This is a genomic window from Mycobacterium sp. UM_Kg1 (assembly GCF_000972925.1).
GTDB classification, from domain to species: domain Bacteria; phylum Actinomycetota; class Actinomycetes; order Mycobacteriales; family Mycobacteriaceae; genus Mycobacterium; species Mycobacterium hiberniae.
In genome coordinates, this window is the sequence record NZ_JRMK01000035.1 from 22546 (window position 1) to 34141 (window position 11596).

Consider the following 11596-nt stretch of genomic DNA (forward strand, 5'->3'; position numbering starts at 1 on the left):
CCGAATTACCGGGCGACGATCACCGACGAGCCGTGGCCGAACAGGCCCTGGTTGGCCGTCACGCCCACCTTGGCGCCCTCGACCTGCCGGCCGGTGGCCTGACCGCGCAACTGCCAGGTCAGCTCGCAGACCTGGGCGATCGCCTGCGCCGGGATCGCCTCGCCGAAGCAGGCCAGCCCGCCCGACGGGTTCACCGGCACCCGGCCGCCCAGGGTGGTGGCGCCGCTGCGCAGCAGCTGCTCGCCCTCGCCCTTGGCGCACAGGCCCAGGTGCTCGTACCAGTCGATCTCCAGCGCGGTGGACAGGTCATAGACCTCCGCCAGGCTGACGTCCTCGGGTCCGATCCCGGCCTCGGCGTAGGCCGCGTCCAGGATCTGGTCTTTGAAGACCCGCTCCGGGGCCGGCACCACCGCGGTGGAATCGGTTGCGATGTCCGGCAATTCGGGCAGGTGCTGCGGGTAGCGCGGAGTCACGGTGGACACCGCGCGCACCGCCGGCACGCCTTCGAGCGAACCCAGGTGCTTGCGGGCGAATTCCGCGCTGGCCACGATCAGCGCGGCGGCACCGTCGGAGGTCGCGCAGATGTCGAGCTGGCGCAGCGGGTCGGAGACCACCGGGCTGGCCAGCACGTCGTCCACCGAGGCCTCTTTGCGGTAGCGGGCGTTCGGGTTGGACAGGCCGTGCCGGGAGTTCTTCACCTTGACCTGGGCGAAGTCCTCGGCGGTGGCACCGTAGAGGTCCATCCGGCGGCGGGCCAGCAGCGCGAAGTAGACCGGGTTCATCGCACCGATCAGGTGGAAGCGCTGCCAGTCCGGGTCGTTCTTACGCTCACCGCCGACCGGGGCGAACGCGCCCTTGGGGGTGGTGTCGGCGCCGATCACCAGCGCCACGTCGCAGAAGCCGGCCAGGATTTGGGCCCGGGCGCTCTGCAGGGCCTGCGAACCGGAGGCGCAGGCCGCGTAGCTCGACGACACCGGAACCCCGTTCCAGCCCAGTTTCTGGGCGAACGTCGAACCGGCGATGAAGCCCGGGTAGCCGTTGCGGATGGTGTCCGCGCCGGCGATGAACTGGATCTGCTGGGCGTCCAGGCCGGCGTCGGCCAGCGCGGCACGGGCGGCGACCACCCCGTATTCGGTGAAGTCGCGGCCCCACTTGCCCCACGGGTGCATGCCCGCACCCAGGATGTACAACGGTTCAGCCATTGGAGTCCACCTTCTTCCATGCGTAAACCGTGCGCGTGACGCCGTCGTCGTCGGTGTAGAGCGGCATGGTGGTCAGTTCCATCTCCATGCCGACCTTGAGGTCCGCGGCCAGCGTGCCCTCGACCACCTTGCCCAGCACGATCAGGCCTTCGTCGGCCAGTTCCACCGCGGCGATCGCGAACGGCTCGAACGGGTCGCTCGGCGGGTACGGGGCCGGCGGCAGGTACCGGTTCTCGGTGTAGCTCCAGATGGTGCCGCGCCGCGACAGTGCGACCGGCTCCAGGGTGTCGCCGTCGCAGGCGGGGTTGGGGCAGTTGTTCTCACGCGGCGGGAACACGTAGGTGCCGCATTTCGGGCACTTCGCGCCGATCAGGTGGGGGAGGCCGGCGTCGTCGGTGGCGTACCACCCGTCGATCGCGGGCTGCGAGGCTACATCTGGCACCCGGTCAGCGTACCGAACAACGCCGGTGAAATTGAAACGTGTTCCAGTCACCGGGCCGACTGGTGCGCCGACCTAGGGTGGCCAGGTCAGACACGCAAAACGGAGGGTTTCGGCAATGGTGATCGTCGCAGGACATCTGACGGTGGATCCCGGTCAACGGGACGGCTATCTGCAGCAGTGCCGCGACGTCGTGCGCCAAGCGCGCAGCGCGCCGGGATGCCTGGACTTTGCGATCACCGCCGACCTTCTCGACCCGGGCCGCGTCGACATCTTCGAACGGTGGGAATCGCGGGCCGCGGTGGAAGCGTTTCGCGGCAGCGGGCCCGGCGACGAGCAGGCCACCGCGATCCTCTCGGCCGCGGTCGCCGAGTACGACGTCACCGAACAGCGACCGCTGACCTGACGTCGGCGGCAGTGCCTAGAGTTGTCTGCGTGAGCCCAGCCCAGACCGCCTCCACCGCTGCTGCGCAAGACACCCAGACCAAACCGACGCTGCTGCTTCTCGACGGAAACTCGCTGGCGTACCGCGCCTTCTACGCACTTCCCGCGGAGAACTTCAAGACGCGCAGCGGCCTGACCACCAACGCCGTCTACGGGTTCACCGCGATGTTGATCAATCTGCTGCGCGACGAGGCCCCCTCCCATGTGGCCGCGGCGTTCGACGTCTCCCGGCAGACCTTCCGCTCCGAGCGATTCCCGGAGTACAAGGCCACCCGCTCGAGCACACCCGATGAGTTCCGCGGCCAGATCGACATCACCAAAGAGGTGTTGGCCGCGCTGGGCATCACCGCCTTGTCCGAGCCCGGCTACGAGGCCGACGACCTGATCGCCACCCTGGCCACCCAGGCCGACGCCGAGGGCTACCGGGTGCTGGTGGTCACCGGCGACCGCGACGCGCTGCAGCTGGTCAACGAGAACATCACCGTGCTCTACCCCCGCAAGGGCGTCAGCGACCTGACCCGCTTCACCCCGGACGCGGTCGTCGAGAAGTACGGCTTGACGCCGACGCAGTACCCGGACTTCGCGGCGCTGCGCGGCGACCCCAGCGACAATCTGCCGGGCATTCCCGGCGTGGGGGAGAAGACCGCCTCCAAGTGGATCTCGGAGTACGGGTCCCTGCAGGGTCTGGTGGACCAGGTGGACACGGTCAAGGGCAAGGTCGGAGATGCGTTGCGCGCCAACCTGTCCACCGTCATCCTCAACCGCGAACTGACCGACCTGGTGCGCAATGTGCCGATGGCCCAGACCCCGGACACCCTGCGGCTGGTGCCCTGGGACCGCGAGCAGATCCACCAGCTCTTCGACGACCTCGAGTTCCGGGTGCTGCGCGACCGGCTGTTCGAGACGTTGTCCACCGCCGGGGGCACGGTGCCCGAGGCCGAGGAGGGTTTCGAGGTGCGCGGCGGCGCCCTGGAGCCCGGGACGGTGGCGTCCTGGCTGGCCCAGCACGCCGCTGACGGTCGCCGTACCGGGCTGGCCGTCATCGGCACCCACCGCAGCTTCGACAGCGACGCCACCGCCCTGGCCCTGTCGTCGGCGGACGGCGAGGGCGGCTACATCGACACCGCGACGCTGACCGCCGAAGACGATGCCGCGCTGGCCGCTTGGCTGGCCGACCCGGCCCAACCCAAGGCGCTGCACGAGGCGAAGCTGGCCATCCACGATCTGGCCGGGCGCGGCTGGAGGTTGGAGGGCGTCACCGCCGACACCGCCCTGGCCGCCTACCTGGTGCGGCCCGGCCAGCGCAGCTTCAGCCTCGACGATCTCTCGGTGCGCTACCTGCGCCGGGAGCTGCGCGCTGAAACCGATGAGCAGCAGCAGCTTTCGCTGCTGGATGACACCGAAGGCGTCGACGATCAGGCCGTGCAGACCGCGATTCTGCGGGCCCGGGCGGTCACCGACCTGGCCGACGCGCTCGACACCGAACTGGCCCGCATCGATTCGGCCGGCCTGCTCGCCGACATCGAGTTGCCCCTGCAACAGGTGCTGGCCGAGCTGGAGCACGCCGGGATCGGTGTCGACCTCGATCACCTGAGCCGGCTGCAGAGCCGGTTCGGCGACCAGATTCGCGATGCCGCCGAGGCCGCCTACGCGGTGATCGGCAAGCAGATCAACCTGGGCTCGCCCAAACAGCTGCAGGTGGTGCTCTTCGACGAGCTGGGCATGCCCAAGACCAAGAAGACCAAGACCGGCTACACCACCGACGCCGACGCGCTGCAGTCGTTGTTCGACAAGACCGGCCACCCGTTCCTCGAACACTTGCTGACCCACCGCGACGTCACCCGGCTGAAGGTGACCGTCGACGGATTGCTCAAATCGGTTGCCTCCGATGGCCGGATACACACCACCTTGAACCAGACGATCGCCGCGACGGGAAGGTTGTCGTCCACCGAACCCAACCTGCAGAACATCCCGATCCGCACCGACGCCGGCCGGCAGATCCGGGACGCGTTCGTCGTCGGTGCGGGCTACCGCGAGCTGATGACCGTCGACTACAGCCAGATCGAGATGCGCATCATGGCGCACCTGTCGGGCGACGCGGGCCTCATCGAGGCGTTCAACACCGGTGAGGACCTGCACTCCTTCGTCGGGTCGCGCGCCTTCTCGGTGCCCATCGACGAGGTGACCCCGGACATGCGCCGCCGCGTCAAGGCGATGTCCTACGGCCTGGCGTACGGGCTGAGTGCCTACGGGCTGGCCGCCCAGCTCAAGATCTCCACCGAAGAGGCCAAAGAGCAGATGGACGCCTACTTCGACCGCTTCGGCCGGGTACGCGACTACCTGCACGAGGTGGTCGAGCAGGCCCGCAAGGACGGCTACACCTCGACGGTGCTGGGCCGGCGCCGGTACCTGCCGGAGCTGGACAGCAGCAACCGCCAGGTGCGGGAGTCCGCGGAGCGGGCGGCGCTCAACGCCCCGATCCAGGGCAGCGCCGCCGACATCATCAAGGTGGCGATGATCAACGTCGACCGGGCGCTGAAGGACTCGGGCCTGCGTTCGCGGATGCTGCTGCAGGTGCACGACGAGCTGCTGTTCGAGGTGGCCGACGGCGAACGCGAGGCGCTGGAAGCCCTGGTGCGCGACAAGATGGGCAGCGCCTATCCGCTCAGCGTTCCGCTGGAGGTCGCGGTCGGCTACGGGCGCAGTTGGGACGCGGCCGCGCACTGATCCGCCGAACGCCGACGGAGCGTTGTTGTCGGACCCCGTCGCTACAATCGAAAGTATGTTCGAACAACCCGGGTTGACGGTTCCCACCGCGGAGTCCATCGCCCGGCTCAACGAGCGGTTCCGGCGGCGCTACCCGCCCAAGACACCGGAATCAGCTGCCCTGGTGGAACACATCCGTGCCACGGCGCGGGCGGAGAATCGGGCCGCCGCGGCGCACCTGGCCGCAATCGGCGAGTTGTTCGCGCTGAGGTTGAGCCAGTGCGGCGAGACCGCGCAGTGGGCCGTGGACACCGAGGCGGCGGTGGCCGCCGAGATTGCCGCGGGCCTGCGGATCAGCCAGGGGCTGGCGGCGAGCCGTCTGCGGTACGCGCGGGCGATGCGCGAGCAGTTGCCCAAGGTGGCGCAGGTGTTCAAGGCCGGCGATATCGACATCAGACTGTTCCAGACGATCGTGTACCGCACCGGTCTGATCACCGACCCTGACGTGCTGGCGGCGGTGGACGGTCAGCTCGCGGCCCAGGTGGCCCGCTGGCCGTCGTTGACCCTGAGCCGGCTGGCGGGGCGCATCGACAAGGTCGTCGCCAAGGCCGACAGGGATGCGGTGCGGCGCCGTCGAGAGCGGCAGGCCGAACGCGAGATCGTCATCGAAGACTTCGCCGAGGGCGGTATGTCGGAGATCCGCGGCAGCCTGTTCACCCCCGATGCCCGCGCTGTGGACAAGGCGCTGGATGCGTTGGCCGCCACGGTGTGCGAGCACGATCCGCGCGACCTCGGCCAGCGGCGTGCCGACGCGATGGGCGCGCTGGCGGCGCGGGCGGATCGGCTGGGCTGTCGCTGCGGTCGCCCGGACTGTTCGGCGCGAGGGCGCCCGGGAGCGTCGCCGGTCGTCATTCACGTGATCGCCGAGCAGGCCACTGTCGCCGGTGTGGGCGAGGAGCCGGGATCACTGGTGGAGGCCGACGGCCTGCTCCCGCCGGAGCTGATCGCAGAGCTGGCCAAGTCGGCCCGGTCGGTGCCGCTGGTGCACCCTGCCGATGCACCGGCCGAGTCCGGTTACGTGCCGTCGAAGGCGCTCGCGGATTTCGTGCGTTGCCGGGACCTGACGTGCCGCTGGCCGGGGTGCGACCGGCCGGCGGCCGACTGCGACGTCGACCACACGATCGCTTTCGGCGACGGCGGGCCGACCCATGCGTCGAATCTGAAGTGTTATTGCCGCACACATTACCGACTACCTGAGATACGCTCTACGTATGGACGGGGCAAAGCAGCAGGTCAGGGCCGGGTGCTACCTCCGCATCTCCTCCGATCCCAGGGACAAGCGGGCGGGCGTCGCCCGGCAGCGGGAGGACACCGCCGCGCTGTGCGAGCTAAAGGGGTGGGCGGTCGCGGAACTGTACTGCGACAACGACGTTTCAGCATCGCGTGGCAAGGCGCGGCCGGAGTGGGACCGCCTATTGGCCGACATCAAGGCGGGCCGTATCGACGCCATCGCCGCATGGGATCAGGACCGGGGCTGGCGAATGATGCGGGAGCTGGAAGAGCTGCGGGAGTTCTTCGCCGCGGTGGGCCGGCCGATCCTGCTGGCCACCACCGGTCAGGGCGACATCGACCTCAGTAGCCCGACCGGCGTGATGATGGCGCAGGTAAAGACGGCCGTCTCGGAGCACGAGATCGCGATGATGCGGGTGCGGCAGTTACGGGCCGCCAAGCAGCGTGCGGAGTCTGGTCGGCCGAAGTGGCGGCAGGCCTTCGGCTACCTGCCGTATGAGGGGCGTAAGGAGGACGACACCGGCGAGCGGGAGATCAACCCGCAGACCGGTCCTCTGGTCGCGGAGGCGTATCGCGCGATCCTGGCGGGTGCCTCGCTGATCGACGTGGCGAACCTGTTTAATGACGCAGGAGCCCACGGGCTCAACGGAACGCCGTGGAACCGCTCGACGGTCAGCTTGTTCCTGCGGTCACCGCGCAACGCGGGCCTACGTGCGCACCGCGGCGAGATCATTGGTATCGGTACCTGGCCGGCGTTGGTGTCGGAGCCCTTGTGGCGGGCCGTGCAGAACGTCATGGATGCACCAGGCCGCAAGCCTGGCCGAAAGGCGGTGCGCCGACACCTGCTGACCGGCGTCCTTGGCTGCGGCAACTGCGGTCACCACCTGTCTGGTTCCTGGGTGATGCAGCCGACGGGCGGCCAGCCCGGCCGATTGAAGTCCGGTGGGGTGCGCCGCCGAAGCGACGAGAAAGCCCACTCAATCGCATACTCCTGCAAGAAATGTCGCCGGTGCGGTATCCGCGCTCACCACGTTGAACCGTTGGTTCGCGGGCTGGTGGCTGACCGTTTGGCCCGCCCGGACGCGGTGGACCTACTCAAGTCGACCGAGCATGACGAAGCTGAAGCCGCCCAGTTCCGCATTCAGCGGCAGACCCTGCTCGTGAGGCTCGATGAGATTGCCGACGAGCGGGCCGACGGGCTAATCGACGGGGCTGGTTACCGGCGCATGACCGAGCGGATCAACGAACAACTGGGCGACTTGGACCGCCAGCAGCAGGATGCCGAACGGGTCCGAGTGTTCGACGGCCTGCCACTGGGGCGACCGGAGGTTCGGGCAGCGGTCGCTGACCTATCGCCGGATCGGTTTCGCGCGGTCATCGGAGTTCTGATGGTGCTGTCGGTCGCGCCGGTCGGCAAGCGAGGACGCGTGTTCGACCCCGAGCGGGTCAAGGTGGAGTGGCTCCAATGATCGACGTCCTCTGCGACTGTGATAGACAGTGCTCGCCACCGCACCCCGTCATGGCCGCGGCCCGGGTCTGGGATGAGCTCACCGAAAGAATCGACTACATCGTCGCTATGCTGGGCACCGGATCCGATGGGACCGTGGTCGCGAGGCAGTTCGCCGACGGCGAGTTGGAGCAATTGACGACGTACAACCAGCGTGGCGACCAACTGCGGTACCACATCGCGTGTCCGTGTGACCGCGGATGCGCTCGCAAGGCCACCGTCGGTTCTATGACCATGAACGAAGTGTTCGCGCGCATCGACACCGGCGCCGATGAACTGCCGAGGAACGACCGAGGCCACGTTCAGGTGTCGTTCCAACTGTTCCTGACCGTCAACGCAGCATTGCAAAAAGCTCGCCATCGTCGCTGACGTTCCGCAGGGCGCTGGCTAACTGTCAGTATTTTCACTTATAGTGGACCTGTTCGTCTCCCTTGTCCTAGTAGGGATTAGACGGCTCATTCTGAGCTGTCCAAGGGGAACGAAATGGCAGTCCTGCCAACCAACTCCAGCGATTCACCCCCGGGCTTGGCCCACAAGCCGCGCCGATGGGTGTCGGTAGCCGATGCAGCCGAACACATCGGTGTCACCCCCAACACAATCCGCGCCATGATCGCTGACGGTCGCCTCAGCGGATACCGGGCAGGCAAACGACTGACCCGGTTGGATCTCAACGAGGTTGACGCTGCGATGCAGCCATTCCGTGGTGGTCCCGCATGAGCGACCTACCCGCCGGCGTCCAGGCCTACATTGACCGCCTCGTTTCCGAGGCGCCCAAACTGAGCACCAGCCAGCGTGACCGACTGTTCGAGCTGCTGAAGCCGGTCCGGATCGACGGTGCGATGCCAGCTGAACACACCAACGACCGGACGGTGGCGATCTGATGGCACGGGGTCACGCGATGTTTCCCGCAGTGCTGTTCAACGACAGCGAATTTCGCGCCCTTCCGGCGCGGGCGCAACGCCTGCTCATATGGCTGTGGCTGCACCCTGATTTGACCATGGCCGGAACGATATCGATTCAGCGCACCGAGTGGGCCAATGCGGCAGACGGTCTCAGCGAGGACGACGTCAAAGAGGACGCGGCAGTCCTTCGGCGCGCGGGATGGGTGGATTACGACGAGGGTCAGCTGTGGCTGCGCCCGTTCATGCAGTTAGACGGTGCGCTCAAGGGCGGTCCGCAGCGGTATATCTCGGCGGCGCGGGCCGTCATGACGATCCGGTCGCGGCGACTGCGACAGGCCGTGGCGGCGATGTTCACGGGCCTACCCGTCCCGGTGCGGGAGGTTCCGCCTGACGCCGAGAAGGCGGCCAAGGTGATGGCCATGAACACGGCCGTTGAGCGGGCCGTCATGGAGCTGACGGCAAGCGTCGCGGCCGTTGGGGTGTTGGCTTCCCTGGAATCTCCCGATACCCCATCGGATACCGCATCGCATGCCCCATCGATACCCCATCGGATACCCACAGTTGTAGGTGTAGCTGTAGATGTATGTGAAGGGGAACCAAAGCGCTGTGCCCGCTGCAGCGGCGTGGTCGAGGCCGAACGACGGACGGAAGCAACGTGGCGGCCGGACCTCTGCGCCTCGTGTGCGGACGCGGCCAAGCACGCAAGCATGCGGGCGACTCCGGCCTGGACCACCACATGACGGCCGCGCGACCGGTCATCGCGGCGTATTGGACGACGGGCGCCGCCGCGACGCCGTGCCCGTGCTGTGTCGCTGAGGCCGGGGCGTGGTGCCGTGATCATCGCGGCCAAGTGTTGCGGGTACCGCACGTTGGTCGCATCGTTGCGGGCTGCCAGCGCCCACCTACAGAGGTGAATGACCAGCAGAGTGGAGTAGAGCAGCCGTTGAGTGCCGCCGACCCCTCTACGGGTGAATTGGCGCCTACCCAGCGTGATTTCACCGAACCTCTCCATCAACGCCCCAGCGGCATCGTTGCTGGCCAAACACCTCCCCCCCCAAACAAAGGATCAAAGATGACTGACCCCACGACCGCCGACGTGGCGGCGCGCGCCGACTTCCTACGTCTGGCCAGCCAACTCCACTCCGGCGACATAGCTGGTACGCAGGCGGTGCTAGCGGGTTTGGCCAGCCGACCCTCCGGTTTCGCCGTCACTCTGCTCGAAGCGGCGCTGCGGGAATTCTTGGCTGCGCTACGCGCCATGGCTCCTGACCCCGCCAAGGTGCAGCGGTGGCTCGACGACGCGGCCCTCGCGGCCCTAGACCAGCTGCGCGCCACGCCCTGACAACTCTGTTGTGATTGTTTCAATCGAGTAGTATCCGAAGTTGGGAGCCCTTCCTCCCAAGCCCTGGCGGCGGGGCCGCCCCTCTGGCACTGAGGGGCGGCCCCGAACGGGCCACACAACTTCACACCGCCGACCGCTGGCACTGCGGACGGCAACCTCGTTCGACGTCCGAGGCTGGCACTGCCCGGTCGAACACCCCAGGCCGAATCGCGCTGGCACTGCGCGCGGCCCTACTCCGCAACCGCTCAATCCTGCTGCACCGCAGCGCAACTTCAGCCCAATGGAGGCTCCTCATGCAATCGCTCGAAAAGCTCACCGAGGCCCGCGACACTCTCAACGCCCGACGCGCGGCCATCACAGACACCGTCGCGGCCGCCGGCCGAGACCACCTGACGCCCGCCGAGGACCGCGAATTCCGCGAGCTGACTGACGGCGTTAACGAATACAACCGACGAATCCAACACTGGAACCGTGCGGGTCGCGGCAACCCCACCGCCATCCTCGCGGCATCGGCACAAGCCGTTGTCGACAGTTCCGGCTCACGCGGCGGCTGGGCCGACCTCACCGCCACCGCCATCGAGTCGATGGGCGGCGAATCCCGAGCCATCGTCTCCGGCAGCATTGACCTCCCGTCGTTGATCGAGTCGCAGGTCGAAGCACTGCCCCGACCCAACCGTCTCATCGATCTTCTGACGACCCGTAAAACCTTGACCAACGGCGTCGCATTCGAATACCTGCGCCAGACCGTGCGGACGACCGCCGCCGCGCCGGTCGCTGATCACGGTGAAAAGCCCACCAGCACCTACACCATGGTGCCGGTGACCGGGACCGCCGTCGTCCTCGCCCACCTGTCCGAGGGTGTCCCGATCCGCTACTGGCAAGACCACGTTGAAATCGTCCACTGGCTGGAGAACGAAATGGTCGAAGGCGTCACCGATTCGCTCGAACGCCAAGTCATTCAGGGCAGCGGGACCGGCATCAACCTGGAGGGCGTCCTCACGGTAGACGGCACGACCGAGGTCGAATGGGCCGGTGAACTGGGCACAACCATGCGATCAGCCTTGACCGCGCTGCAGGTCGCCGCCGTGCAACCCAACGCCTGGGTGTTGCACCCCGAGGACGCCGCCCGCATCGACCTAGCCCGCTGGAACCTTCCCGGGGAGGAATCCCCCGGGGGTGAGCCCGGACCCTTCCTGCACGACGGGTACACCAACGGCCTCACCGGCTCCGCGAACATCCTGGGCGGTCCCGGCATCCAGCGCGTCACCAGCACCTCGGTGCCAGCCGGCACCGCGATCCTCGGCGACTGGAGCAAGCTGCGTCTCTACGTCCGCGAACAGATGCGCCTGGACATCGATGCCTCCGGTGAGAACTTCAAAACCAACACCGCGACCCTGCGGGCCGAATGCCGCGTCGGAGTCGGCCACCTGCAGCCGGCAGCATTCGCCGTCGTCGCACTGACCGACGAGTAGCCGTGGAGACCGACTGGGCGAACCTCACCGAAGAGGGCTACGTCGAGATCAGCGAAGCTGCAGAACAGATGAACCTCAGCGTGAGAGCCGTGCGAGCCGCCGTCCAGGCGGGCGTATTGCGTTCTCACCTCATCGGCGGGGTCCGGCTGGTGCAGCCAGCCATCGTCTCGGGAACACGCCAACCGCAATGAACATGGCGCCGCTGCTGGCGCTGTCAGCGCACACCGGCAGCAGCACCACCATCGCCAAATGCTGCGTGATCCGGCAACAGTCCAAACAGGCGCTCACGGGC

12 protein-coding genes and 1 pseudogene are annotated in these 11596 nt (G+C 67.6%); 11 read left to right on the top strand and 2 right to left on the bottom strand.

Annotation, left to right across the window (positions count from 1 at the left end; translation table 11 throughout):
* Positions 1–5: 5 nt before the first annotated feature.
* Together LI92_RS07955 and LI92_RS07960 are read right to left on the bottom strand one after the other, a co-directional pair.
* The gene (locus tag LI92_RS07955; RefSeq protein ID WP_046317816.1) at positions 6–1202 is read right to left on the bottom strand and encodes a lipid-transfer protein; all 1197 of its coding nucleotides are present in this window, start codon (positions 1200–1202) and stop codon (positions 6–8) included.
* Positions 1195–1644 (bottom strand): Zn-ribbon domain-containing OB-fold protein, encoded by a 450-nt coding sequence (locus LI92_RS07960; protein WP_046317818.1) that lies wholly within the window; start codon positions 1642–1644, stop codon positions 1195–1197. Before LI92_RS07960 ends, LI92_RS07955 begins: the two co-directional genes overlap by 8 nt.
* Positions 1645–1759: 115 nt before the next feature.
* Between LI92_RS07960 and LI92_RS07965 the strand changes: the two genes are divergently transcribed.
* The 11 genes and pseudogenes from LI92_RS07965 to LI92_RS08010 all read left to right on the top strand — a co-directional run bounded on the left by LI92_RS07965 (position 1760) and on the right by LI92_RS08010 (position 11495).
* Complete coding sequence (locus tag LI92_RS07965) at positions 1760–2047, top strand: putative quinol monooxygenase (protein WP_046317820.1); 288 nt, start codon at positions 1760–1762, stop codon at positions 2045–2047.
* 29 nt (positions 2048–2076) lie between these two features.
* Complete coding sequence (gene polA, locus LI92_RS07970; protein ID WP_046317822.1) at positions 2077–4812, top strand: DNA polymerase I; 2736 nt, start codon at positions 2077–2079, stop codon at positions 4810–4812.
* A gap of 55 nt (positions 4813–4867) precedes the next feature.
* A pseudogene (locus LI92_RS07975) lies at positions 4868–6037 on the top strand (HNH endonuclease signature motif containing protein); the annotation flags it as partial.
* A gap of 25 nt (positions 6038–6062) precedes the next feature.
* Positions 6063–7550 (top strand): recombinase family protein, encoded by a 1488-nt coding sequence (locus LI92_RS07980; protein WP_046317824.1) that lies wholly within the window; start codon positions 6063–6065, stop codon positions 7548–7550.
* Complete coding sequence (locus tag LI92_RS07985; protein ID WP_152665379.1) at positions 7547–7957, top strand: hypothetical protein; 411 nt, start codon at positions 7547–7549, stop codon at positions 7955–7957. Before LI92_RS07980 ends, LI92_RS07985 begins: the two co-directional genes overlap by 4 nt.
* A 114-nt stretch (positions 7958–8071) precedes the next feature.
* Positions 8072–8305, top strand: coding sequence for a helix-turn-helix domain-containing protein (locus LI92_RS22220; RefSeq protein WP_502691414.1), 234 nt, complete (start codon positions 8072–8074; stop codon positions 8303–8305).
* Positions 8302–8469, top strand: coding sequence for a hypothetical protein (locus LI92_RS23705; protein WP_192830004.1), 168 nt, complete (start codon positions 8302–8304; stop codon positions 8467–8469). Before LI92_RS22220 ends, LI92_RS23705 begins: the two co-directional genes overlap by 4 nt.
* Positions 8470–8498: 29 nt before the next feature.
* Positions 8499–9230, top strand: a complete 732-nt coding sequence (locus LI92_RS07995) for a hypothetical protein (RefSeq protein WP_152665380.1) — start codon at positions 8499–8501, stop codon at positions 9228–9230.
* Positions 9231–9562: 332 nt separating this feature from the next.
* Positions 9563–9832 carry a hypothetical protein gene (locus tag LI92_RS08000; protein ID WP_046317829.1) on the top strand — a complete coding sequence of 90 codons (270 nt, stop codon included), beginning with the start codon at positions 9563–9565 and terminating at the stop codon, positions 9830–9832.
* A gap of 14 nt (positions 9833–9846) precedes the next feature.
* Positions 9847–11304 (top strand): phage major capsid protein, encoded by a 1458-nt coding sequence (locus tag LI92_RS08005; protein WP_286134934.1) that lies wholly within the window; start codon positions 9847–9849, stop codon positions 11302–11304.
* A gap of 2 nt (positions 11305–11306) precedes the next feature.
* Positions 11307–11495: a hypothetical protein gene (locus tag LI92_RS08010; protein ID WP_046317835.1), complete on the top strand. Its 189-nt coding sequence runs from the start codon at positions 11307–11309 to the stop codon at positions 11493–11495.
* The last annotated feature ends 101 nt before the right edge of the window (positions 11496–11596 follow it).